Source organism: Marivita sp. S2033, from assembly GCF_046592965.1.
Classification (GTDB): Bacteria; Pseudomonadota; Alphaproteobacteria; order Rhodobacterales; family Rhodobacteraceae; genus Marivita.
This window is the reverse complement of record NZ_JBISBV010000001.1, coordinates 818803-841031: the sequence shown is the minus strand read 5'-3', so window position 1 is coordinate 841031 and position 22229 is coordinate 818803. Positions and strand designations below refer to the sequence as shown.

The 22229-nt window shown below is 61.7% G+C and carries 26 protein-coding genes and 1 pseudogene; 6 read left to right on the top strand and 21 right to left on the bottom strand.

All coding sequences use genetic code 11. The annotated features are described in order from the left end of the window. Positions 1–53 precede the first annotated feature (53 nt). From ACGKZZ_RS04070 to modA, 4 genes are read right to left on the bottom strand one after another with little or no spacing between them, the layout of a single operon-like run. A complete protein-coding gene (locus ACGKZZ_RS04070) occupies positions 54–1097 on the bottom strand; it encodes an aldo/keto reductase (protein WP_411222159.1) in 1044 nt (347 codons plus the stop codon). Between the two features lie 39 nt (positions 1098–1136). Then, entirely contained in the window at positions 1137–2234 is a 1098-nt protein-coding gene (modC, locus tag ACGKZZ_RS04065; protein WP_411222158.1) for a molybdenum ABC transporter ATP-binding protein, read from the bottom strand. Then, the gene (modB, locus tag ACGKZZ_RS04060) at positions 2231–2929 is read right to left on the bottom strand and encodes a molybdate ABC transporter permease subunit (protein WP_411222157.1); all 699 of its coding nucleotides are present in this window, start codon (positions 2927–2929) and stop codon (positions 2231–2233) included. The genes modC and modB overlap by 4 nt, the downstream gene beginning before the upstream one ends. After that, on the bottom strand, positions 2926–3699 hold the full coding sequence (gene modA / locus ACGKZZ_RS04055) for a molybdate ABC transporter substrate-binding protein (protein WP_411222156.1): 774 nt from the start codon (positions 3697–3699) through the stop codon (positions 2926–2928). The genes modB and modA overlap by 4 nt, the downstream gene beginning before the upstream one ends. Before the next feature lie 132 nt (positions 3700–3831). Here modA and ACGKZZ_RS04050 point away from each other — a divergent pair, with 132 nt between their 5' ends. The 3 genes from ACGKZZ_RS04050 (at position 3832) to metG (ending at position 7571) form a co-directional block, all read left to right on the top strand. Beyond that, positions 3832–4518 carry an ImuA family protein gene (locus ACGKZZ_RS04050; RefSeq protein WP_411222155.1) on the top strand — a complete coding sequence of 229 codons (687 nt, stop codon included), beginning with the start codon at positions 3832–3834 and terminating at the stop codon, positions 4516–4518. A gap of 49 nt (positions 4519–4567) precedes the next feature. Further along, a complete protein-coding gene (locus ACGKZZ_RS04045; protein WP_411222154.1) occupies positions 4568–5788 on the top strand; it encodes an MFS transporter in 1221 nt (406 codons plus the stop codon). A gap of 67 nt (positions 5789–5855) precedes the next feature. Next, positions 5856–7571: a methionine--tRNA ligase gene (gene metG / locus ACGKZZ_RS04040; protein WP_411222153.1), complete on the top strand. Its 1716-nt coding sequence runs from the start codon at positions 5856–5858 to the stop codon at positions 7569–7571. 122 nt (positions 7572–7693) lie between these two features. Here the strand turns inward: metG and ACGKZZ_RS04035 are convergent, their stop codons facing one another. Both ACGKZZ_RS04035 and ACGKZZ_RS04030 read right to left on the bottom strand, forming a co-directional pair. Then, positions 7694–8128 (bottom strand): FKBP-type peptidyl-prolyl cis-trans isomerase, encoded by a 435-nt coding sequence (locus tag ACGKZZ_RS04035; RefSeq protein WP_411222152.1) that lies wholly within the window; start codon positions 8126–8128, stop codon positions 7694–7696. A 179-nt stretch (positions 8129–8307) separates the two neighbouring features. Then, a pseudogene (locus tag ACGKZZ_RS04030) lies at positions 8308–8460 on the bottom strand (winged helix-turn-helix transcriptional regulator); the annotation flags it as partial. 132 nt (positions 8461–8592) lie between these two features. Between ACGKZZ_RS04030 and ald the strand changes: the two are divergent. Beyond that, on the top strand, positions 8593–9711 hold the full coding sequence (gene ald / locus ACGKZZ_RS04025; protein ID WP_411222151.1) for an alanine dehydrogenase: 1119 nt from the start codon (positions 8593–8595) through the stop codon (positions 9709–9711). A 12-nt stretch (positions 9712–9723) separates the two neighbouring features. On the opposite strand, the gene ACGKZZ_RS04020 is transcribed toward ald, so the two are convergent. The 11 genes from ACGKZZ_RS04020 to pyk form a co-directional block, all read right to left on the bottom strand. Continuing rightward, positions 9724–10317 (bottom strand): VTT domain-containing protein, encoded by a 594-nt coding sequence (locus ACGKZZ_RS04020; RefSeq protein ID WP_411222150.1) that lies wholly within the window; start codon positions 10315–10317, stop codon positions 9724–9726. Continuing rightward, positions 10314–10664 (bottom strand): hypothetical protein, encoded by a 351-nt coding sequence (locus tag ACGKZZ_RS04015; protein ID WP_411222149.1) that lies wholly within the window; start codon positions 10662–10664, stop codon positions 10314–10316. Before ACGKZZ_RS04015 ends, ACGKZZ_RS04020 begins: the two co-directional genes overlap by 4 nt. Positions 10665–10758: 94 nt before the next feature. Further along, positions 10759–11193, bottom strand: a complete 435-nt coding sequence (mscL, locus tag ACGKZZ_RS04010) for a large conductance mechanosensitive channel protein MscL (RefSeq protein ID WP_411222148.1) — start codon at positions 11191–11193, stop codon at positions 10759–10761. Between the two features lie 162 nt (positions 11194–11355). Then, complete coding sequence (locus ACGKZZ_RS04005; RefSeq protein ID WP_411222147.1) at positions 11356–11805, bottom strand: YtoQ family protein; 450 nt, start codon at positions 11803–11805, stop codon at positions 11356–11358. Between the two features lie 55 nt (positions 11806–11860). Continuing rightward, positions 11861–12493 carry a class I SAM-dependent methyltransferase gene (locus ACGKZZ_RS04000; protein ID WP_411222146.1) on the bottom strand — a complete coding sequence of 211 codons (633 nt, stop codon included), beginning with the start codon at positions 12491–12493 and terminating at the stop codon, positions 11861–11863. Between the two features lie 27 nt (positions 12494–12520). Then, positions 12521–14917: a phenylalanine--tRNA ligase subunit beta gene (gene pheT / locus ACGKZZ_RS03995; RefSeq protein WP_411222144.1), complete on the bottom strand. Its 2397-nt coding sequence runs from the start codon at positions 14915–14917 to the stop codon at positions 12521–12523. 82 nt (positions 14918–14999) lie between these two features. Next, the gene (gene pheS, locus ACGKZZ_RS03990; RefSeq protein WP_411222143.1) at positions 15000–16070 is read right to left on the bottom strand and encodes a phenylalanine--tRNA ligase subunit alpha; all 1071 of its coding nucleotides are present in this window, start codon (positions 16068–16070) and stop codon (positions 15000–15002) included. A gap of 127 nt (positions 16071–16197) precedes the next feature. Then, positions 16198–16563 carry a 50S ribosomal protein L20 gene (gene rplT / locus ACGKZZ_RS03985; RefSeq protein ID WP_411222142.1) on the bottom strand — a complete coding sequence of 122 codons (366 nt, stop codon included), beginning with the start codon at positions 16561–16563 and terminating at the stop codon, positions 16198–16200. Between the two features lie 12 nt (positions 16564–16575). Beyond that, complete coding sequence (rpmI, locus tag ACGKZZ_RS03980; protein WP_411222141.1) at positions 16576–16776, bottom strand: 50S ribosomal protein L35; 201 nt, start codon at positions 16774–16776, stop codon at positions 16576–16578. 128 nt (positions 16777–16904) lie between these two features. Then, positions 16905–17126 carry a hypothetical protein gene (locus tag ACGKZZ_RS03975; RefSeq protein ID WP_411222140.1) on the bottom strand — a complete coding sequence of 74 codons (222 nt, stop codon included), beginning with the start codon at positions 17124–17126 and terminating at the stop codon, positions 16905–16907. 42 nt (positions 17127–17168) lie between these two features. Then, complete coding sequence (pyk, locus tag ACGKZZ_RS03970) at positions 17169–18614, bottom strand: pyruvate kinase (protein WP_411222139.1); 1446 nt, start codon at positions 18612–18614, stop codon at positions 17169–17171. Positions 18615–18765: 151 nt separating this feature from the next. Between pyk and ACGKZZ_RS03965 the strand changes: the two genes are divergently transcribed. Together ACGKZZ_RS03965 and ACGKZZ_RS03960 are read left to right on the top strand one after the other, a co-directional pair. After that, positions 18766–19503 carry an N-formylglutamate amidohydrolase gene (locus ACGKZZ_RS03965; protein ID WP_411222138.1) on the top strand — a complete coding sequence of 246 codons (738 nt, stop codon included), beginning with the start codon at positions 18766–18768 and terminating at the stop codon, positions 19501–19503. Positions 19504–19515: 12 nt separating this feature from the next. Continuing rightward, positions 19516–19833, top strand: coding sequence for a DUF1244 domain-containing protein (locus ACGKZZ_RS03960; RefSeq protein ID WP_411222137.1), 318 nt, complete (start codon positions 19516–19518; stop codon positions 19831–19833). A gap of 81 nt (positions 19834–19914) precedes the next feature. Here the strand turns inward: ACGKZZ_RS03960 and ACGKZZ_RS03955 are convergent, their stop codons facing one another. The 4 genes from ACGKZZ_RS03955 to ACGKZZ_RS03940 all read right to left on the bottom strand — a co-directional run bounded on the left by ACGKZZ_RS03955 (position 19915) and on the right by ACGKZZ_RS03940 (position 22133). Then, complete coding sequence (locus tag ACGKZZ_RS03955; protein WP_411222136.1) at positions 19915–20487, bottom strand: cob(I)yrinic acid a,c-diamide adenosyltransferase; 573 nt, start codon at positions 20485–20487, stop codon at positions 19915–19917. Positions 20488–20490: 3 nt separating this feature from the next. Next, entirely contained in the window at positions 20491–20691 is a 201-nt protein-coding gene (locus tag ACGKZZ_RS03950) for a twin transmembrane helix small protein (RefSeq protein ID WP_411222135.1), read from the bottom strand. Between the two features lie 67 nt (positions 20692–20758). Continuing rightward, positions 20759–21586: an SDR family NAD(P)-dependent oxidoreductase gene (locus ACGKZZ_RS03945; protein WP_411222134.1), complete on the bottom strand. Its 828-nt coding sequence runs from the start codon at positions 21584–21586 to the stop codon at positions 20759–20761. Between the two features lies 1 nt (position 21587). Continuing rightward, positions 21588–22133, bottom strand: coding sequence for an SH3 domain-containing protein (locus ACGKZZ_RS03940; RefSeq protein WP_411222133.1), 546 nt, complete (start codon positions 22131–22133; stop codon positions 21588–21590). Positions 22134–22229: the final 96 nt, after the last annotated feature.

Sequence of the window (22229 nt, the reverse complement as noted above, 5' to 3'; positions counted from 1 at the left end):
TCAGGCGGGCGACGATGTCTATCGGGTTCGTGCCCAGCCAAGCCAGTGCTGCATCAATAGGGCATCGGGTGCTGTTTGTGCGTGGCATCCAGCGCCGCCAGAACATCGTCGCTCAGCTTGACGTCCACCGCCTTAAGCTGGTGCTTCAACTGCTCGATCGTCGTTGCTCCGAAGATCGAAGATGCCACATAGGGGCGCTGCGCCGTCCACGCCAGCGCCATCACCGCCAGATCAAGCCCAGCTTCATCGGCAACTTTCGCGTAAGCGTCCACCGCTTCGAACGCACGATCTGTCTTTCGACCGCCGAGTTCGGCGTTTATCGACATGCGCGACCCCTCCGGCACCGCACCGTTCTGGTACTTTCCAGTCAGCAATCCCGCCGCCAAAGGAGAGAATGGCAGCAAGGACACCTCTTCATTGACCATCAGTTCAGCCAGATCCGTATCGGCCATCCGGCACATCAATGAGTACTCGTTCTGAATGCTTTCCATGCGCGGCCCCGCCATCGCGTCGGCCACTTGCAGCCACTTCGCCGTGCCCCAGGTGGTTTCGTTGGACAGTCCGATGTGGCGAATACGCCCCTTCTCAACCTCCCGGCCCAGCGCGCCGAGCACATCAGCCATGTTCTGAAGGGTCGATGTGCGATCCTGGCCCGATGGATCATATGTCCAGTTCTGGCGGAAACAGTACGATCCGCGATTGGGCCAGTGCAGTTGGTAGAGGTCGATATGGTCGATCTTGAGCCGCCTCAATGATCCTTCCACGGCGTCCGGCACGCTTTCGGACGTGATCGGTGCGCCGTTTCGAGTGTGTTCCATTCCGGCGCCCGAATGTTTCGTCGCCACGACCCAGTCGTTGCGCCGCCCCGAGGCGGCAAACCAGTTGCCAAGGATTTCTTCGGTTCGGCCAATCGTTTCCTTGCGCACGGGTGCCGTCGGATACATTTCCGCCGCGTCCATGAAGGTAACCCCGGCATCCGCCGCCATCTCGATCTGGGTATGCGCATCCGCCTCTGACGTCTGGTTGCCAAAGGTCATGGTGCCAAGCCCCAGCTCGGAAATCATCAGGTCGGTCTTGCCAAGCCGGTTCATCTTCATCGCGCGTTCCCCGTTGTTCAGTTCGGCGCAACCTAGCGGTTAGCCGCCGCTCTGCAAGCCCACCGCGATATCGGTTCGCGACACCGCGACCGATTTCATCACCGCAAAGCAGGTTGCACCCTCGGCAATGCCCATCGCATCGGCACTGCGCCGGGTGATGCGTGCCAGCAACCGATCTTCGCCCGCCTCGAGCTGAACGATCACACCCGGCCCCTCCCCCCGTCGCAGGGCCAGAACACGCACCGGCAGAATGTTCAGCGCCGAAAGACCCTCTGGCCGGGTCCGAGACAGGATCACATCATGCGCCAGAATACGCACGCGGAGTTGCGCACCTTCGGGCGCGTCCACCGACGGCAAGACAAGCGTGCCCGCCGAGACGCGCAATTCGCTCAGGCCATCGCTGTGATGCGCCATGACCGTTGCCGAAAGCACCGCGCCGGCATCGCGGATCCCCAGCACGCGCACCATGTCGGGATCGGTCAACAAGGCTTCGGGGGTGCCCGATCGCACCACCTGCCCGTTTTCGATCAAGACGATATGCGTGGCCAAGCGGGCCACTTCGGCCATGTTGTGCGTGACGTACAGGATGGAAAGCCCGGTCTCGCGCCGCAATCCTTCGAGATAGGGAAAAATCTCGGCTTTGCGCGGACCATCCAGGGATGCCAACGGCTCGTCCATCAGCAGCATGTCCGGCTCTGACAACAATGCGCGCCCGATCGCCACCCGCTGCGCCTCGCCCCCCGAAAGCGCGTGCGTGCGACGGTCCAGCAGGTGCCCGATACCCAGAAGCTCGGCCACACCACCCGGTTGCCGCGCGCCGCGCCCGCTGACGCGCGCGGCGTAGCACAGGTTTTCCCGCACGCTCAGATGCGGAAACAACCGGCTGTCCTGGAAAACATACCCAAAGCGCCGCTTGTGCACCGGCAAATTCACCCGCGCCGCTGAATCAAACAGCACCCTATCCCCGAGCGCGACCCGCCCGCCCTGTGGCGTCAGCAATCCGGCGATGGATTTGACGATAGAGGTCTTGCCGCTGCCAGAACGCCCGAACAGGACCGTCACGCCGTCGGGCGCATCAAACGCAGTGGTCAGATCGAACCCGCCCAGAGTGCGCTGGATATTGACCGAAAGCGTCATGCACCCGAGATCCGCTTGGCCACCCGCCGGGACAGCCATTCCGACAGGATCAGCGCCGCAATCGCAATGGTGACCGCCACCGCCACCAGCCGCAACGCCGACGCTTCGCCGCCCGGCACCTGCAAAAACGCGTAAATCGCCGACGGCACCGTGCGTGTCTCGCCGGGAATGTTGGACACGAAGGTGATGGTGGCACCGAACTCTCCCATCGCCTTGGCAAACGCCAGCACCGCGCCTGCGATCACACCGGGCAAGACGAGCGGTAAGGTCACCGTGGTGAACACCCGCACCCGGCTTGCTCCCAGCGTCGCGGCCGCCTCTTCCAGCCGCGGGTCGACCGCCTCGATCGCCAGACGCATGGCGCGCACCATCAGCGGAAACGCCATGATCGACGCCGCGAGCGCCGCACCCGTCCAGCGGAAGGCCAGCGTGATCCCGAACACATCATGCAGAAACGCGCCCACGGGGCCGCGACGCCCAAAGCTCAACAACAAGAGGTATCCGGTCACGACCGGGGGCAGCACCAATGGCAGGTGCACCAGCCAGTTGAGCACATCGCGTCCAAAAAACCGGCCCCGTGCAAGGGCCAGAGCGCAGAGCAGCCCAAGCGGCAGGCTCAGGATCGTTGCCCAAAACGACACCTTGAGCGACAACACCACGGCTTGCCATTCCTCTGGTCCCAACCAGTGTGTCATTCGGACTCCAGCGGCGGCATAAATCCATGCGCGGCCAAAATCTTCTGCGCTGCACCCGTCTCCAACCAATCCAGAAACGCTGCTGCAACTTCGGTGTGCGGGCTGCCCGTCACAACTGCCGCAGGGTAGCGGATCGGCGGATGGCTGCCCTCCGGAAAGACCCCGGCCACATGAACCTTCGTTTCGGCTTTGGCATCGGTGGCGTATACCACGCCCGCCGGAGCCTCGCCCAGAGCAACCAGGGCCAGCGCCGCGCGGACATTGTCGGTTGGGGCCAGACGCTGCTCCAGCCCGGCCCACAACCCCAGACCCGACAGCGCGGCTTTGGCATATATTCCTGCGGGGACGGCTTCGGGAAGTGCAATCGCCAAGCGTCCCTCTTGGCCGAGCAGACCAAGCACGTCGGTGTCCGACGACATTTCAGCCTCTGACCGCGCAGCGCCATCATGCGCGATCAGCACCAACCGGTTGGACGCGATATCGCGTCGCGTGTCGGGCAACACCCGGTCGTGTTCGACAAGCCATGTCATCCAATCGGCGTTGGCCGATAGAAAGACATCTGCCGGCGCTCCGGCATCGATCTGGCGCGCCAAGGTGGAGCTTCCGGCCAGTGCCAGTGTCACATGATGGCCGGTCTCATCCATCCACATCTCGGACGCTTCGCCCAGCGCATCGCCCAGCGACGCGGCTGCGAAGACGGTGATCTCGTCTGCGTGAACCGGCGCTGCGACGCAAAGCGCCACCAAAGCCGCGCGCAAAAGCGGGAACATAGGTGTCAAATCCCAAGTCATAACCAGTCAACTGGGTACAACAGACCAACGGCATCGGTAAGAGGCAAGTGGTCGCGAGTCAGAGCGGACGAATCTCTTGAGAACAAAGTATGAACATTTATACTTGCCGTCATGCAAACAGCAGCAGCCCTCCTGTCCCGGCGCCCCCATCGCCCTCATCCCCAGATCACGTTGGGCAGTGCTGAAATCGCGCTCAGACTGGGGCGCGTTCACGAACTTTGTGGTTCTGCACGACGCACACTTGCTCTGGCTGTTGCAGCGCAGACTGACACGCCGGTGGTCTGGATCACCACCGTCACCACAGCGGAAACCTTGTGCGCCGACGCGATCGCGGAACGGCTGGAGCCGGGTGACATGCTTTTCGTCAAGGCCACCAAAAGCGACATGGCGCTTTGGGCAATGGAAGAGGCTCTGCGCGACGGTCAGGCTCCGGTGGTGATCGGCGAACTGCCCGCACCGCCGGCCTTGGTTCCGGTCCGCCGTCTCCATCTGGCGGCCGAAGCGGGATGCAATGCTGGTCTATGCCGCCCGTTGGCGCTCTTGCTCACGCCGGGACAGGGCGGCGCACCGGGGATCGAAACCCGCTGGTCGCTTGAACCGGCGCATCATCTGGGCCCCGACCGCTGGATCCTCGACCGCTTGCGCGCCCGCATGGATCCGCCCCGCCAATGGCTGATGCACCCCGCGCGCACCGGCCTCGAACCCTGCGCCCCGCGCCCAGAATTTTCTACGAAAATTCTCCCCCAAACAGGAATTTCGTCCGAAATTCCCCAAACCCCACCCGGAAACGACACCTGACGTCGAATAATGGCACCCGGACGAGGCGGGATGCGCTATCGCTGGTATCATGCGCCTGCCCCTCTCCTTCGCCGCCCTCTTTCTGTCCGTCATTCTGCTGCAACTGTCCTCGGGAGGTGTCGGCCCGCTCGACGCCATATCGGGAATCACGCTGGGCTTCTCCACCGCCCAGATCGGCATGTTGGGATCGGCGCATTTCGTCGGATTTTTCATCGGCTGCTGGTGGTCACCGCGCCTGATGGGGTCGGTCGGTCACGCGAGAGCCTTTTCGGCCTTCACCGCGCTCGGAGCCATCGGCCTGCTGTCGCATATGATCGTGATCGACCCTTACGCATGGGCGATCATGCGCATCGCGACCGGCGTTTGCGTGGCCGGATGCTATACCGTTATCGAAGCCTGGCTGAACGCGGAGGTCACGAACGAGACGCGCGGGCGCACGATGGGGATTTACCGCATCGCCGACATGGGCGCCTCGCTGGCCGCGCAGCTTCTGATTGGCGTGCTGACACCGGCGGCATATGTCAGCTACAACCTGCTCGCGCTGCTCTGCTGCGCCGCCCTGTTGCCAATGGCGCTCACAACCCGCCGCCAACCGGCCACTCCGGATATGCCGCGCCTGCGCCCGATGCTGGCGGTCCACCGATCACCGCTGGCCGCCGCCGGAGCCGTCGTCGCGGCCCTGTCGTCGGCCTCGTTCCGGATGGTGGGGCCGGTCTACGGCCAGGGCGTGGGGCTGGCGCTTGACCAGATCGCGCTGTTCCTCGCGGCGTTCGTGGCCGGCGGCGCCCTCGCGCAATACCCGGTTGGATGGCTCGCCGACAAGTTCGACCGCCGTCTCGTCCTGATCTGGCTGTCGGTTGCCGCCATCGGATCGTCACTCGCCACCGCCACTCTGACAGAGCTGTCGACGACCGGGGTGATGCTCATGGCGGCGATCTTCGGTCTCACGACCTTTCCGATCTACTCCGTCTCATCGGCCCACGCGCATGACTTCGCCAGCAGCGATGAACGGGTCGAGTTGTCGGCCGCTCTGATGTTCTGGTTCGCCTGCGGGGCCATCGCCGCGCCCTATCTGGCATCGGTCCTGATGAGCCTATACGGCCCGCCCGCGTTGTTTTCGATGGTTGCCGTGGGACATGCGGGGCTTGTCGTCTTCGGCGTGATCCGGATGCGCGCCCGGCCCGCCGCTGCGAAAACGAATTATGTTTATGCACCGCGGACGTCGTTCCTCATCGGACGCCTGATGCGATCCAGCCGTGAAAAGGACTGACGCTCTGGCCCTTGGTGCATTGATCCGCTAAAGCGGCCCAAGAGCTTCAGAAGGCGGATATCTGCGCATGGCACGACACCTCATCACTTCGGCGATCCCCTATATCAACGGGATCAAACACCTCGGCAATCTGGTTGGCAGCCAGCTTCCCGCCGATCTCTATGCCCGCTACCAGCGCGCGCGCGGCAACGAAGTGATGTTCCTCTGCGCCACCGACGAACATGGCACCCCGGCTGAACTGGCGGCCGCCAAGGCCGGAAAACCGGTGGCCGAATACTGCCGCGAAATGCACGCCATTCAGTCCGAGATCGCTCAGGGCTTCCGCCTGAGCTTCGATCATTTCGGCCGGTCTTCCAGCCCCCAGAACCATCGGCTGACCCAGCATTTCGCAGGTCGTCTGGCAGATCAGAACCTGATCCGCGAAGTGAGCGAAAAGCAGGTCTATTCCCATGCCGACAAACGTTTCCTGCCGGACCGCTACATCGAGGGCACCTGCCCCAATTGCGGCTACGACAAGGCCCGCGGCGATCAATGCGAGAACTGCACCAAGCAGCTTGACCCGACCGACCTGATCGATCCGCGCAGCGCCATTTCCGGCTCGACTGATCTGGAAGTGCGTGAAACCAAGCATCTTTACCTGCGCCAGTCCGACATGCGCGGCAAACTTCAGGAGTGGATCGATTCCAAGACCGATTGGCCGATCCTCACCACGTCGATTGCGAAGAAATGGCTCAACGATGGCGACGGGTTGCAGGACCGCGGCATCACCCGCGATCTCGATTGGGGCATCCCGGTCAAAAAGGGCACCGAAGACTGGCCGGGCATGGAAGGCAAGGTCTTCTACGTCTGGTTCGACGCGCCGATTGAATACATCGCCTGCGCGGGCGAATGGGCCGAAGCGAACGGCAAGACCGATGCCGACTGGCAACGCTGGTGGCGCACTGACAAGGGCGCGGATGACGTGCGTTACACGCAGTTCATGGGCAAGGACAATGTGCCGTTCCACACGCTGTCGTTCCCGGCCACGATTCTCGGCTCGGACGAACCGTGGAAGCTTGTGGATTACATCAAGTCGTTCAACTACCTCAATTACGACGGCGGCCAGTTTTCAACCTCGCAGGGCCGCGGCGTCTTCATGGATCAGGCGCTCGAGATCCTGCCGGCCGATTACTGGCGCTGGTGGCTGCTCAGCCATGCGCCGGAAAGCTCGGATGCCGAATTCACCTGGGAAAATTTCCAAAGTTCGGTGAACAAGGATCTGGCCGACGTGCTGGGCAATTTCGCCTCGCGCGTGACCAAGTTCTGCCGCTCGAAGTTCGGCGAAGTGGTTCCGGAAGGTGGCACACCGGGGGATCGCGAAAGCGCTCTCATCGCGTCGCTCGACGCAGGGCTGGCCGAGTATCAAACCCACATGGACGGCATCGACATTCGCAAGTCCGCCAACGCCCTGCGCGGGCTCTGGGTCATGGGAAACGAATACCTGCAAGAGGCCGCGCCCTGGGCCACTTTCAAGGACGACCCCGAAACCGCCGCGATGCAAATCCGCACTGCCCTCAACCTGATCCGCTTCTACGCCGCGATCTCCGGCCCCTTCATCCCCGACGCCTCGGCACAGCTATTGACCGCGATGCAAAGCGACGACGCGCAATGGCCTGAAAATGCCGCCACCGCGCTCAAAGCCCTACCCGCCGGGCACGCCTTTACGGTGCCGGACGTGACGTTCCGCAAGATCACCGACGAAGAGCGCGAGGGCTGGCAGGAGAAGTTCGCCGGCACCCGGTAGCACCGCGCCTCTGAGTCCTTTCAGAGACACTCCGCCAGCTTCTTCGGTTCAGAAATACCTCGGGGTGCGCGAGGGGCAGAGCCCCTCGCCCGTGGGATCGGTCCTGCCGATCCGACGTTAAATCAAGCCGCCTTGATCTCGACCAGTTCGATGTCGAGGGTCAGATCCTTGCCAGCCAACGGATGATTGGCGTCAAGCGTGACTTCGGTCTCGTTCACATCCGCCACCATGACAGGAACGGTTTGACCATTCGGCGTCTGCATCTGAAGCTGGGTTCCCGGCTCGAGCGGGATGTCGGCCGGGATCTCGGACCGCGGCACCGCCTGGCGCGCGTTGGGATCGGGCTGGCCATACGCTTGATCCGCAGCGACCTCGACCGTCTTCTTGTCGCCGACGGTCATGCCGGGGATCGCTTGGTCGAGGCCGGGAATGATCTGGCCCGCGCCGACCGTGAATTCAAGCGGATCGCGCCCGTCCGAGCTATCGAAGGTTGCGCCATCGGCCAGTGTGCCGGTGTAATGAATTGAGACGATATCGCCAGTTTTGACCTGAGTCATGAATACTCCGAATATGGATACGTATGTTGAAGGCCGCGACAGGCGCGGGTTCTCCGATGAAGGCGTGACCCTAACGGATGTTGTGCAAACGTTCAAATCAGGTCTCGAAACCGGTGACGCGGGTCGACAAACACGGTTGAGGGCATACCGAGCTTGCGCACGTTCAACAAAGCGACCTAATCCTGAATGACGCCATACGCTTCAAGCCGTTGCACCCGACGGTGACAGGCCGACGCCGAGAGGTTCACCACCTCGGCCAGATGCGCGTTCGTCACCCTGCCCTTGCGTTGCAGCGCGCGCTGGATACGCCGGTCTGTGTCATCGGGCAGCATCGTTCGAAAACTGCTTCCATCGCTTTTTTACAAAGAATCTTCGCAAGATGCCTCGGGCTGTTGCATAAATCCAGACGAGTTTACCCTGATGCAAAGGCGTCCGGTCTGCGAACGAAAATTGGAGGAGAGTTTATGAAAATCGGTTGCCCCACGGAAATCAAGCCACAGGAATTTCGCGTCGGCATCACGCCCAACGCCGCGCAGGAAGCGATCGCGCGCGGCCACGAGATTGTGGTGCAGAGTGGAGCCGGTGTCGGGTCTGGGTTTGACGATGACGCTTACCGCGATGCGGGTGCCGTGATCCTTGACAGCGCGGAAGAGGTGTTCGCCAGCGCAGAGATGATCGTCAAGGTCAAGGAACCGCAGTCGAGCGAGCGCAAGATGCTGCGCGAAGGGCAAGTGCTGTTCGCCTATCTTCACCTCGCCCCCGATCCCGAGCAGACGAAGGATCTGCTGGCGTCTAAAGCGACCTGCATCGCCTATGAAACCGTCACCGACAAATCCGGCGGCTTGCCGCTGTTGGCGCCGATGTCCGAAGTCGCAGGCCGCCTGGCACCTCAAAGCGGAGCATGGGCCTTGCAGAAAGCCAATGGCGGCAGCGGTGTCCTGCTTGGCGGAGTGCCTGGCGTGCGACCCGCCAATATCGCCATTATCGGCGGCGGTGTCGTCGGCGCTGCGGCGGCGCGGGTCGCGGTTGGAATGGGCGCGAATGTCACCGTGCTCGACCGCTCGGTCCCGCGCCTGTCCTATTTGGACGATGTCTTCATGGGCCGCCTGACGACGCAGTATTCCGACAAGGGTGCCGTGATCGAATTGTTGCCGCGCATGGACATGGTGATCGGCGCGGTGCTGATCCCTGGCGCCGCGGCTCCGAAACTGGTCAGCCGCGACCAGCTTTCGCTGATGAAACCCGGCTCCGTTCTTGTGGACGTCGCAATCGATCAGGGCGGCTGCTTCGAGACGTCCAAAGCCACAACGCATCAGGATCCGATCTATGAGGTCGATGGCATCGTGCATTACTGCGTTGCCAACATGCCCGGCGCCGTCGCGCGCACGTCGACGATCGCGCTTGGCAATGCGACGATGCCGCATATGCTGGCGATCGCCGACAAAGGCTGGAAAAGAGCCTGCGCGGACGATCCGCACCTGATGAAGGGATTGAACGTTCACGCCGGACAACTGACCTATGCCGCCGTTGGCGAAGCGCTAGGACTCGAAAGTGTCGCGCCAGAAGATGTGGTGAACGCTTAGGCTCAGGGGCCGTCAGAACCAGCCGATGATCGCGTCATAGGCATAGAGGCCAAGATAGGCGAGCGCGACGTTGTAAAGGATGTTGCCCATGGCGAGGGGAATGATCGTGCGCCAATAACTGTAGCCGGCCACGCTAAGTGATGCGACGACGAAGTCGTTGGAAAACGGCGAAACCGCCCCATATGCGACAAGCGCCGGGGCAACAAGTTTGGGATGGCGCAGCACTTGCTCGGCCAAACGGGCGATCGTTGCCAAGAGACGCGGCGACAGGCTGGCTTTGACCCTGGACCCGATCAGGTACATCGTGCTGTCGCCAAGCATCACGCCAAGAGCCGTACACACTCCAAGGCCAATCGGGTTGAGCCCGCCGGCCGCAAGGCTCATCAGGACGAGATGGTAGGGAATTCCGGTGAATGTGGTAAAGCCGCCGATCATGCCCAGAACGAACATCAGCAGGAAGGCGTTGCTGCTTCCGAGCGCATCAATCAACGCCTCCGCCGGGACGCTGGCGAGCGTGATCGAGATGGCGAGATACACCGAAATCACCGCAGCCACTTTCAGGTATTTCGCTCTGCGGCCACCGGGTTGAATGGGTTCAGCGCTCATTTCGGTGTGAAATCCCGAAGCACGCGAAGGCGGTCAACCACAAAAGTACCGTCATCGGCAAACCTGCCTCGGGTCATGATGTGCTGACCTTCAACAAGCGCCTCGTCGGTTTTCAAGCCGTGCACTTCGGTGTGCGGCGGGATCGTCATCACCGTGACGGCACCGCGCGCGTTCTGAAGTTCGAGCCTGTTACCGACAAGCTCGACAATCTCGCCGGTCAAGCGGTCATAGGTGCCTTGTGCCTGCAGGAAGAGGAAAAACAGCGACAGGAGTGTAAAGGCCGTTGCCACGAGCAAGCCGATGGCGACAGTGGCTTTCAGGGAATACGGTTTGACCGGTCTCTTCATGGCGCGACGCTGTCAGTCGGCGTGGCAAATTGCAATGTGGCCAACAGCGCATGGCGCGCGAATTCGCCCGCCATGCGAAAATTGCAGACTGACGTTACAGTTTCGCGCCGCCTTTCACCGCGTCGCGGATTTCAAGCAAGACATCCAGTTCGCTTGGTCCAGTGTCGACCTCTGGTGCGACATCATCGGGCTTTTCAGCGGCTTCCTTGACCCGATTGACCATCTTGACCAACATGAACACCACAAATGCGATGATCAGGAAATTGATCACCGCCATGACGAAACTGCCGATTGCGAACACCGCGGCTCCGGCTTCCTGCGCCGCCTCCAACGACGTGTAATCGCCGCCGTCCAGCGTGTAAAACCAACCGGAAAAATCGATTCCGCCGGTGAACAGCGCGATGACCGGATTGATGAGATCGCCAACCAGAGATGTCACAATCGCAGTAAACGCCGCGCCGATAATGATGCCGACGGCCATGTCCATCACATTGCCCTTGGCGATGAAGTCCTTGAATTCCTGAATCATAATGGTGTCCCTCGATTTTACTGACCCCAGAGTTTTGTCTGGTGGTCTCAATTTGTTAACACCATGTCCGCATTTGTCACGCCCGTGATGACCGCGGACGCGAGATTCGCGAAACATCGCCGCGGCAATGCGGCATTCCAGATTCAGGATTTCAAGGCAGAGTTAGGACGGCAAGGTGCCGGTCAGAACATAGCGCAGGATCTGCGCCACCTCTTGCGGCGTGCGCGTGACGGCGAGCGCGGCGGCATCGACCTCCTTCAGCGGATGGTCATGCTCGGGTTGTTGCAAGATGATCAGAGACTTGCCCAATGCGCTGGCATAGCCGGCATCGAACGCGGCATTCCATTGCTTGTACTTTTCACCAAACCGCACCACGACAACATCGGCGTCGGCAATCCCCTTGCGGGTGCGGATCGCGTTGATCATCGCGCCCTTGTGGTCGTGCCAGTATTTGTTGTCTTCCGCGCCCAAAATCTCGACACCGCAATCGTCGCTGGCGGCGTGATCGGTGACGGGGCTGTCAAAGCTCACATCCAGACCGTCGCACGCGTCGATGATCTGGTCGCGCCAGTCGGTGTGAATTTCGCCGGACAGGTACACGTTCAATCCCATGGGTCTTCTCCTTGCTGTTTGCCCAAGGCCTAGCGCAGATCAGGGAGAAGGCCAATCACCCGTCGCGACGAGCCACAATCGTGCGCCGCGGATCTTTGCCCGCAGCCCTCTGTGTATCAACGATGGTGAACCCTGCGCTGGTGATGAGCGCCTCCAGTTCGTCAGGCGAGAGCTTGCCAAAATAAGGGGCGCGCCCCACGGCTTGCAGAACCGGCAACGCCGTCTTGATCAAGAACCAGATCAGATTGCGGCGCTCGGGCATACAGAACGTCTTGGAGATGAACAGCCCACCGGGCCGGAGCCGCGAAGCGATCTCGGCCATTGCGGCGTCGCGGTCTTCGATCAGGTGTAAAAGGTTGAATGCAAGCACCACGTCAAACGGCCCCGGCGGAGCGTCGGCGGCATCGGCATGCACAAATTCAACGGTGCCGATCCCCTGATCGCGCGCTTTCTCTCGCCCCTTGTCGAGCATCGCCTCGGACACATCGGTCGCAACGAACCGTGCCACGTCGGGCGCCAGCACAATCGCCGTCGATCCGGTGCCGCAGCCAAGCTCCAGAACCGCATATTTGGGGTTCAGATAGCCGCGTACCATGTCCAGCAACGCCGCGTAGGCTTCGGGGTTGCGCACCGGCATGGCCGCATATTTCTCGGCCGTCCGGTCCCAGAACTTGGCTGCGCGATACATGATGAGCCCCTTTGCTCGCCAAACAGATCAGCCGCGCAACGTGCCGCCCGTGGCCTTTTGCACCTTGTCCACGATCTTCTTTGCAACGGCGTCGATATCCGCGTCTTTCAACGTGGTGTCCGTTGGCTGAAGACGCACGGTGATGGCGAGGGATTTCTTGCCTTCTCCCAGACTGCCGCCGATAAACTCGTCAAACACCCGCACATCCTCGATCAGTGCCTTGTCGGCACCGGCAGCGGCGTTCATCAGATCAAGCGCAGCGACATCGGCATCCACCACAAAGGCAAAGTCCCGCTCCACCGCTTGCAGATCGTTCAGCACCAGCGCCGGACGCGTCGCGCCGGTCTTGCGCGGCATCGGGATCTCCTCGGGCCACAGAGTGAAGGCCATCGCCGGGCCTTTCACGTCCATCGCCTTGAGCACCTTGGGATGCAGTTCCCCAAACACGCCAAGCACCTTTTTCGGCCCCAGACAGATCACCCCATGCCGCCCCGGATGCCACCACGCATCCGCGCCACGGCGGATCTGTGCCTTGGCGGGCGCCCCCATCGCGGACAGAACAGCCTCGGCATCCGCCTTGGCGTCGAACACATCGACGGCGCGCGATCCGCCATGCACGTCTTTTGCACCTGTGCGCCCGACCAGTAGCCCCGACAGCATCAGATGCTGCTCCCCGGGTTCGCTGCCGTGAAACACATGGCCAAGTTCAAACAGCGCCAGATCCATGTATCCCCGCGCCTGATTGCGCGCGGCGGCTTGCAAGAGACCGGGCAACAGCGCCGGGCGCATGTGGCTCATTTCCGAACTGATCGGGTTGGCCAGCATCGTCGCATCGTCGCCACCACCGAACAGCGCAGCGGCGTCCTTGTCGATAAAGCTGTAAGTCACACATTCATTGTAGCCGAGCGCCGCCGCCGTACGGCGTGCAGCGCGCTCGCGGCGTTGCATCGCAGACAGGATCGGCTTTGGCACACCGGCATCGGCGCGTGGCAGGGGTTGGCCCTTGAGTTTGGTCAGCGACGCGATGCGCGCGACCTCCTCGACCAGATCGGCCTCGCCCATCACATCCGGGCGCCAGCTTGGCACATAGGCCTGATCACCGTCGAGCTCAAACCCCAGAGCGGTCAGCGTCTTGCGCTGCTCGGCTTCGGGAATCTCCATCCCGACGAGCGAAATCACCCGCGCCGGATCAAGTTTGTAGGCGCGGGTCGTATCGGGCACCGCACCGGCGATCAGCACTTCCGACGCCTCGCCACCCGCATTGTCCACGATCATGCGCACGGCATGTTCCAGGCCTTCGGGTGTAAACGCCGGATCGACGCCGCGCTCGAACCGGTAGCGCGCGTCCGAATTGATCTTCAAGGCACGGCCCGTATAGGCGATCTGCACCGGATCCCAGTAAGCGCTTTCGACAAACACATCGGTCGTGTCCTCGGTGCAGCCGGTCGCCTCACCGCCCATGACCCCGGCAATGCTCTCGGGGCCGTTGGCGTCGGAAATCACCATCTGGCCCGGCTGGAACGTGTAGGTCTTGCCGTCGAGCGCCTCCAACGTCTCGCCTCCCGCAGCGCGGTGAACGCGCAGATCACCCGTCACCTTGGCGAGATCGAACACATGCAACGGGCGGTTGCGGTCGTAGGTGAAGAAGTTGGTCACATCGACAAGGAAGTTGATCGGACGCAGGCCAATGGCGCGAAGCACATCTTGCAGCCATTGCGGAGAAGGTCCGTTCTTGACCCCGCGAATAACGCGGCCACAAAACAGCGGGCAGCCGTCCAGCGTGTCATCATCAATCGTGACCGCCATGCCGGCGTCAATCGTCGCCGCCACCGGATCAACCTCGCGCGGCCTGAGCGTGCCCAGCCCCCGCGCCGCCAGATCGCGGGCGATGCCCTGCACCCCCAGCGCGTCGGGGCGGTTCGGCGTGATGGCGATCTCGATCACCGGATCGACCTTGGACGGATCGTTCTGCGCTAGCCAGTCGATGAACCGCTCGCCGACCTCGCCCGAGGGTAGTTCGATGATGCCGTCATGTTCCTCGCTCAGTTCCAACTCGCGTTCCGAGGCCATCATTCCGTGGCTTTCAACGCCGCGAATGTTGCCGACGCTCAGCGTCACGTCGATGCCCGGCACATAGTCGCCCGGTTTCGCCAGAACTACGGTGATCCCCTCGCGCGCGTTCGGCGCACCGCACACGATCTGCTTTTCGCCCTCGTCGGTCAGCACGGTGCAGACCCGCAGCCGGTCGGCATCGGGGTGCTGCTCGGCATGGGTGACCTTGGCAAGGGTGAAGGTTTTCAGCTTTTCGGCGGGGTTCTCGACCCCTTCGACCTCAAGACCGAGATCGGTCAGGGCATAGGTGATCTCGTCCACCGAGGCGGTGGTGTCGAGGTGGTCTTTCAGCCAGGAGAGGGTGAATTTCATTGGTTCGTCTTCCTGTACGCCGGGCTTCAGCCCCGGCAATCCCTTAGTGCGCCGGGATGAAGCCCGGCGTGCGATTGGTGTGTCAGCTCAGACCGCCATGCAGCGTCGGCACATCCAGCGCGGCAAATCCGTAATTCCGCAACCACCGCAGGTCCGAGTCAAAAAACGCCCGCAGATCCGGTATGCCGTATTTCAGCATCGCGATCCGGTCGATCCCCATGCCAAAGGCAAAGCCCTGCCAGTCGTTCGGGTTCACGCCCGCATTCTCCAGAACCTTCGGATGCACCATGCCCGAGCCGAGGATTTCGAGCCAGTCGTCGCCCTCGCTAACCTTGAGCGTGCCGCCCTCCCAGGAGCAGCGAATGTCCACCTCGGCCGACGGTTCGGTGAACGGGAAGTGCGACGCGCGGAAGCGCAGTTCGACATCGTCGACCTCGAAATACGCTTTCACGAATTCCTCAAGCACCCATTTGAGGTTCGCCATCGAGATGTCGCGATCAATCGCCAGCCCCTCGACCTGATGAAACATCGGCGTGTGCGTCTGGTCGTAATCGGCGCGATAGACGCGGCCCGGGGCGATGATGCGGATCGGTGCGCCGGTCTTTTCCATCGTGCGGATCTGCACCGGGCTTGTGTGGGTGCGCAGCACATGCGGCGGGCGGTTGTCCCCTTCCGCGCGGTGCATGTAGAACGTGTCCATCTCGGCCCGCGCGGGGTGGTGGCCGGGGATATTCAAAGCGTCGAAATTGTACCAGTCGCTGTCGATCTGCGGACCTTCGGCAACGGCAAAGCCCATATCGGCGAAGATCGCGGTGACTTCTTCGGTCACCTGGGAAATCGGGTGGATCGTCCCCTGACGACGCGACCGGCCCGGCAGCGTCACGTCAAGCCACTCGCCACGCAGCCGCTCGTCGAGCGCCACATCTTCCAGCGCCGCCTTCTTGGCCGATAGCGCCGATGCGATCTCGGCCTTGAGCGCGTTGAGCGCGGGGCCGGCGGTCTGGCGTTCTTCGGGTGTCATCTTGCCGAGTTCGCGCATCTTCAGGCTGATCTCGCCCTTCTTGCCGACCGCCTGAACGCGCAGGTCTTCCAGCGTCGGCTCATCGGTCGCGCCCGCGATCAGGCCCAGATATTTATCGCGCAAATCGTCCATTTCACTCTCCGGATCGTCTTGCACGTTCCCTAGCCCCAGCGCCGGAAGGACGCAAGCCAAGGGTGCATACGAAAAAGCCCCGCTAAATCTGGCGGGGCTTTGAAATTTCGCGATTGCTGCGGCGTGCTTACGCGGGCAGCGCGCCTTTGGCCTGATCGACAATCGCGCCGAACGCTTCGGGCTCGTGCACGGCAAGATCGGCCAGAACCTTGCGGTCCACTTCGATCCCGGCCAGCGACAGGCCATTGATGAAGCGCGAATATGTCAGCCCCTCATCATGGCTGCGCACAGCGGCGTTGATGCGCTGAATCCACAGCGCGCGGAAGCTGCGCTTGCGATTCTTGCGGTCGCGTGTGGCGTATTGGTTGGCCTTGTCGACCGCTTGACGGGCGACTTTGAAGGTGTTCTTGCGACGGCCATAATAGCCTTTTGCCGCCTTGATGACCTTCTTGTGGCGTGCGTGAGTGACGGTTCCGCCTTTTACTCTGGGCATATCAAATCCTCCTTAGCGCGCGTAGGGCATCATCGGCTTGATGATCTGCTCATCAGCCTTTGACAACACGGTGGTTCCGCGCGCGTCGCGGATGAATTTCTTGGAACGCTTGATCATGCCGTGGCGCTTGCCTGCCTGACCGGCGAGGATGCGACCCGTGGCCGTCACCTTGAACCGCTTTTTGCAGCTCGACTTCGTCTTCATCTTAGGCATTTCCGTCTCCTGTAAATCAGATCGGTGGACGCGCGACTCGGTATGCCAGTTCGACCGGACGCGCGGATAGAGCGGGCCGTATAAGCGCGCTTGGCGGTGGATGCAAGAGGGTCAGGCGGGCAAGCCCTTCAAGTGAAGGAGTTGACCACCTTTGATACGATCGCGGGGATCGCCTCGAGCTTATAGCCGCCGGGTTTCTGCGACATGGCGTAAACCACCATCCCCCCGGCGATCATCAGGGTGATGGTCGCGACGCGCGGGCGCTGCCCTTTGGTAATTGACGACACGACAGCGGGGATCGACAAGACGCCAATGCCAAGCCCCATAACGAACAGTGTATCCGGATCCATCACTCTGGCCTTTGTTCAAACACCGATTACGGTGCGCAAAGGTTACTCTGGATCGGTATTGTAGATCAAACGTTCATCACAGGGCGCCACGCGCAGGATGTTGGTCGTGCCGGGCGTGTTGAACGGCACACCTGCGGTGACGAGGATCTGGTCGTTCTCATCGGCATATCCGCCAGCCCGCGCCGCACGCGCCGCGTTGACAACCGCCTGCTTGAACCTCTCCAATTCACCGGTGAGGACGCATTTCGTTCCCCACGTCAGCGCCAGTCGGCGCGCGGTGCTCTTGTAGCTTGTCATGGCGATGATCGGAACACGCGGACGTTCGCGCGCCGTCAGCAGGGCCGTCGCGCCAGATGATGTGAAACAGCAGATCGCCTTGATGTTGGTGGTCTCGGCAATCTCGCGCGCGGCGGCGACAATGCCGTCAGCCACGGTTTCGCGCTTGGCCGTGCGCGAGGCTTCGATGATCTCGGTATAGGTCGGGTCACTTTCGACCTCGATCGCCACGTTGTTCATCGTCGTCACCGCCTCGATCGGATAATCTCCGGCGGCGGATTCCGCGCTCAGCATGATCGCATCAGAGCCTTCGTAGATCGCCGTGGCAACATCCGACACTTCGGCGCGCGTGGGCATCGGGGATTCGATCATTGATTCGAGCATCTGCGTCGCCACGATGACCGGCTTGGCCGCAGAGCGGCAGCGGCGGATCAGACGCTTCTGGATCGGAGGAACGTTCTGCACCGGCAATTCGACACCCAGATCGCCACGCGCAACCATGATCCCGTCGGAGACCGCAAGAATTTCCTCAAAGCTTGTCACGGCGGCGGGCTTTTCGATTTTCGACAGGATGGCGGCACGGCCGCGGCACAGCTCACGCGCTTCCGTCACGTCCTTGGGACGCTGCACAAAGCTCAGCGCAAGCCAGTCGACGCCAAGCTCGCAGACGAACTCGAGATCGGCGCGGTCCTTGTCCGACAAAGCCGCCAGCGGCAGCACCACATCGGGAACGTTCACACCCTTGCGATTGGAAATCGTGCCGCCGGTAATCACCTTGCAATCGGCGAAATCCTTGCCGCATTTTTCGACCTTGAGGCGGATTTTTCCATCATTGACAAGAAGATGCGAACCCGGCTCGAGTGCGGCGAAAATCTCGGGATGTGGCAGTGTCACGCGGCTGACATCGCCCTCGTCCTCGGCCAGATCAAGCCGGAAAGATGCGCCGTCCTCCAACTCTTCCTCGCCATTGGCAAACACGCCGACGCGCAGTTTGGGGCCTTGCAGGTCAGCCAGAATGGCGATCGTGCTGCCCAGATCAGTCTCGACCTTGCGGATCATCGCGTGACGTTCTGCAATCTCGGCATGGCTGCCGTGGCTCATGTTCAGGCGAAAGACGTCAGCCCCGGCTTCGTGCAGGGCACGGATCATCTCGTAGGTGTTTGAGGCCGGCCCGAGGGTGGCGACGATCTTAACATTCCGCATACGTCTCATTCGTAGTCCTGTCCTTTGTGTCCGGGTGCGCGCGATGCGGCCGAGAGAGCGACCACGCGGCCTGATGTTACCGCTAACGTTCGCAAGGGTTATTGCCTAATTCCCTTTCTCGCGCAACTGGACTAATTCATGCGTCCGGGAGAGCACACCGATGACGTATGTACCTTACTTTATCCACGGAGAGAACCGGCCATCGCGGTGGTTGATTACATGCGATCACGCAACCAACACCGTGCCACAGGAACTGGGCGGCACTTTGGGTCTGCCGGATGCCGATATGGCACGCCATATCGCATTCGATCCGGGCGCTGCCGGTGTATCGCGCGCGCTGGCCGATGCTCTGGGCGCACCCGCGATCCTGACTGACTATTCGCGACTGGTGATCGACCCGAACCGAGGCGAGGATGACCCGACATTGCTGATGCGCCTCTATGATGGCTCGGTGATCCCGGGCAACCGGGGTGCTGATGCCCGCGAAAAGGCGCGCCGTCTGGATGCGTATTACCGGCCGTATCATGCGGCGCTCGAGCGATTGGCCGCCCGCCAGGACGATACGGTGATCGTGTCCATTCACTCCTACACCCGCCAGTTGAGAGCGCGCCCGAGCCGGCCGTGGCATATCGGGATATTGCACGCCTATGACCGGCGTCTGTCAGATCCGCTGATCGCGCGTCTGTCGGAAGAGCCTGATCTGGTGGTGGGACGAAACGAACCCTATCCCGGCCATTTGCCCGGCGATAGCATTGACCGGCACGCCTTGCATCATGGGCGGCTGAACACACTTATCGAGTTGCGCAACGACCTGATCGAAACCGAAGCGGCGCAAGCGGCGTGGGGCGCGCGTCTGGCGCCGCTGCTCGTCGCCGCGCTGGCCGATTGCGAGCAATGAAAGGACATCACCGTGGACAAGCAAACCCAAATCGAGATCGAGGCCGCCGCATTTCGCCGGTTGCGTCAGCACCTGATCGAGGATCGCCCGGATGCACAGAACATCGACATGATGAACCTTGCCGGATTCTGCCGCAACTGCCTGAGCCGCTGGTATCAGGAAGCGGCCAACGACCACGGCGTCGAGATGGGCAAGGACGAAGCGCGCGAGGTGTTTTACGGAATGCCGATGGCAGAATGGAAGGCGCGGTATCAGACCGAAGCCACGGAAGATCAGAAGGCGGCGTTCGACGTCGCGTTCAAGGAAAACGTGAGCGACAAGGGCGCATGATCGTTCAGGACGGCGCCCACAATTTCGCGGGGTGAGGGCTCTGCCCTCACACTCCCGAGGTATTTCCAGCCCAAAGAAGCTCTAGCGGTTGGCGCCCGGCACCCAAAGCACGTCGGATTTGCCGTCGTCATTTGCGATCCGCGCAGCGACGAAGAACCAGTCGCTCAGCCGGTTGAGATACGTGATGGCCGCAGGATTTACATCCTCGACAGTGGCAAGCTCAACCGTAAGCCGTTCGGCCCGGCGCGCAACTGTGCGGCATTGATGCAAATAGGCCGAGAGCGCAGAGCCTCCCGGTAGAATGAAACTACGCAGGGGCTCGAGTCTCGCGTTCATCGCGTCAATCTCGGATTCGAGGCGATCGACCTGCGAAGCGATCATGCGGAGCGGCGGATATTCGGCATCCGCGTCTTGCGCCATATCGGGGCGGCAGAGATCCGCGCCAAGGTCGAAAAGGTCATTCTGGATCAACGATAGAAGTCCGTCGATGTCGCCATCCGCGTGCAGACGGGCCAGACCGACGACAGCGTTCAACTCGTCCGTTGTGCCATAGGCCGAGACCCGCTTGGCATATTTCGCGACGCGCGTGCCATCGCCCAGCGCGGTTTCGCCCTTGTCACCGCTTCTGGTGTAGATTTTGTTGAGCACGACCATAGTTTACGTTCCCCGAACCCAGACGAAGAGCAGGATCAGCAGCACAGCCACGAATTGTGCAATGATCCGCCAGCGCATCGCCTTGTTGGCATATTTCTTGTTGAACTCGCCGCCCTTGGCAAAGCTGCCGATGCCGAAAAACAGTACACCGACGACCAACAGACACGCGATTGCGACGACGATGAATAGCGGATCCTTGGTCATGACAAGCCTCGTTCAAACGGGAGCATAGCGCCATGTAGCCGTACAGCGCCGGAAAGCGAATGAAAAGTCAGCCCTTGGACAAAACCCAGTCGAGCGCCCGGGTCGGCAGGATACGGCGCGCGATGGCCATGGCGTGGGTCGGCATGGTCACACCGTAGCGCGCCTTGGGGTGGCGAGCAGTCAGGGCCTTGACCACCGCATCAGTGACCGCCGATGCGGGCCATTGCGTGCCGCGACCGCTGCCCGAATGCAATTGCGCCAGCAGGCTGTCTTCGTACTGGGCGCGGCGGGCAGAGGATGTCCAGTCCACCCATTTCTCGAATTGCGCGACCGCGTTCTTGCGAAAATCGGTGTCGATCGGGCCAGGCTCGATCAGAACGACGTCTATTCCGGCCTCCTTCATCTCCATGCGCAGCACATCGCCATATCCTTCAAGCGCGAACTTGCTGGCAACGTACGAGCCGCGATACCTCATTCCGACAATGCCGAGAACCGACGAATTGAGAAGGATGCGCCCGTGCCCTGCCCTGCGCATGGCGGGAATGAGATGACGGTTCAAATCATGCCAGCCCAGGAAATTCGCCTCGAATTGCGTCCGTAACGCCTTGACCGGAATGTCTTCCAGTGGTCCTGGAATGGCGTAGGCGCCGTTGTGAAACACGGCGTCCAACTTCCCGTCGGTGGCATCAAGCACCTCATTGGCGCAAAGCGCTATGCTTTCGGTGTCTTCGTAATCAAGCTGCGGCGCCTCGAACCCTTCGTCTTCGCGCAGGGTGCAATCGGCAGGCGCGCGGCACGAGGCAAAGACCATCCAGCCATCGTCCTTGAGACGGCGCGCCGTATCAAGGCCAATGCCGGAAGAGCAGCCGGTGATCAGGATCGTCCGCTGTCTCACGTCAGTCGGCAGCCGTCACGAGCCAGTCGGCCATCCAGCCATCCTCGCCCGTCGCAGAGACACGCACATGCAACCAGCCGCCGCCTTCATCAGCGAGCACCTCGATCATGTCGTTCTGCATCAACTGGCCCACGACAGCATAGTCCGTTCCCGGCCCACCCCGCATGTTGACACGCGACCCGTCGACAAAACGAAAGTCGGGTTCCGAAGCAAGATTTGAAGGTTCCGAATTCTCTGCATCCGCGGCGATACCGGTCTCGGGGGCGGGCAAAGCGGCATCGAGAGCGGCGAGCGTAAGGTCACCCGACGGTGCTTGCGGAGGCTCCTCTACCACGCTGCGCACGGGTGTCACATCGGTCAGCGCGGCGGCGCTGGTGTCCGCGCGCGCCACGATCTCGGTCGGCAGAGGTCGTTGGAGTGCGGAATCAACGATGTTCGGTTCGGCAAAGACCGTCAGCGAGTTCTGTCCCGGCTCGAACTCCGAACCGCCCGACAACTCGTAAAAGGCAAAGCCCATGAAGGCGAATGCGATCAAAACATACTTCATTCAAATCCCCGCAGCACTCGTGCGCCGCGCCCCCCTTAATCTGTTACCGCGATTCCCGGATCAGACCGAAGCGGAAAGATAAAAATAATTCGCGCA

Bases quoted from the DNA above. Each gene is read 5' to 3' on its own strand.
- ACGKZZ_RS04070 (WP_411222159.1), bottom strand. From the start codon at position 1,097: ATGAAGATGAACCGGCTTGGCAAGACCGACCTGATGATTTCCGAGCTG.
- modC (WP_411222158.1), bottom strand. From the start codon at position 2,234: ATGACGCTTTCGGTCAATATCCAGCGCACTCTGGGCGGGTTCGATCTG.
- modB (WP_411222157.1), bottom strand. From the start codon at position 2,929: ATGACACACTGGTTGGGACCAGAGGAATGGCAAGCCGTGGTGTTGTCG.
- modA (WP_411222156.1), bottom strand. From the start codon at position 3,699: ATGTTCCCGCTTTTGCGCGCGGCTTTGGTGGCGCTTTGCGTCGCAGCG.
- ACGKZZ_RS04050 (WP_411222155.1), top strand. From the start codon at position 3,832: ATGCAAACAGCAGCAGCCCTCCTGTCCCGGCGCCCCCATCGCCCTCAT.
- ACGKZZ_RS04045 (WP_411222154.1), top strand. From the start codon at position 4,568: ATGCGCCTGCCCCTCTCCTTCGCCGCCCTCTTTCTGTCCGTCATTCTG.
- metG (WP_411222153.1), top strand. From the start codon at position 5,856: ATGGCACGACACCTCATCACTTCGGCGATCCCCTATATCAACGGGATC.
- ACGKZZ_RS04035 (WP_411222152.1), bottom strand. From the start codon at position 8,128: ATGACTCAGGTCAAAACTGGCGATATCGTCTCAATTCATTACACCGGC.
- ald (WP_411222151.1), top strand. From the start codon at position 8,593: ATGAAAATCGGTTGCCCCACGGAAATCAAGCCACAGGAATTTCGCGTC.
- ACGKZZ_RS04020 (WP_411222150.1), bottom strand. From the start codon at position 10,317: ATGAGCGCTGAACCCATTCAACCCGGTGGCCGCAGAGCGAAATACCTG.
- ACGKZZ_RS04015 (WP_411222149.1), bottom strand. From the start codon at position 10,664: ATGAAGAGACCGGTCAAACCGTATTCCCTGAAAGCCACTGTCGCCATC.
- mscL (WP_411222148.1), bottom strand. From the start codon at position 11,193: ATGATTCAGGAATTCAAGGACTTCATCGCCAAGGGCAATGTGATGGAC.
- ACGKZZ_RS04005 (WP_411222147.1), bottom strand. From the start codon at position 11,805: ATGGGATTGAACGTGTACCTGTCCGGCGAAATTCACACCGACTGGCGC.
- ACGKZZ_RS04000 (WP_411222146.1), bottom strand. From the start codon at position 12,493: ATGTATCGCGCAGCCAAGTTCTGGGACCGGACGGCCGAGAAATATGCG.
- pheT (WP_411222144.1), bottom strand. From the start codon at position 14,917: ATGAAATTCACCCTCTCCTGGCTGAAAGACCACCTCGACACCACCGCC.
- pheS (WP_411222143.1), bottom strand. From the start codon at position 16,070: ATGGACGATTTGCGCGATAAATATCTGGGCCTGATCGCGGGCGCGACC.
- rplT (WP_411222142.1), bottom strand. From the start codon at position 16,563: ATGCCCAGAGTAAAAGGCGGAACCGTCACTCACGCACGCCACAAGAAG.
- rpmI (WP_411222141.1), bottom strand. From the start codon at position 16,776: ATGCCTAAGATGAAGACGAAGTCGAGCTGCAAAAAGCGGTTCAAGGTG.
- ACGKZZ_RS03975 (WP_411222140.1), bottom strand. From the start codon at position 17,126: ATGGATCCGGATACACTGTTCGTTATGGGGCTTGGCATTGGCGTCTTG.
- pyk (WP_411222139.1), bottom strand. From the start codon at position 18,614: ATGAGACGTATGCGGAATGTTAAGATCGTCGCCACCCTCGGGCCGGCC.
- ACGKZZ_RS03965 (WP_411222138.1), top strand. From the start codon at position 18,766: ATGACGTATGTACCTTACTTTATCCACGGAGAGAACCGGCCATCGCGG.
- ACGKZZ_RS03955 (WP_411222136.1), bottom strand. From the start codon at position 20,487: ATGGTCGTGCTCAACAAAATCTACACCAGAAGCGGTGACAAGGGCGAA.
- ACGKZZ_RS03950 (WP_411222135.1), bottom strand. From the start codon at position 20,691: ATGACCAAGGATCCGCTATTCATCGTCGTCGCAATCGCGTGTCTGTTG.
- ACGKZZ_RS03940 (WP_411222133.1), bottom strand. From the start codon at position 22,133: ATGAAGTATGTTTTGATCGCATTCGCCTTCATGGGCTTTGCCTTTTAC.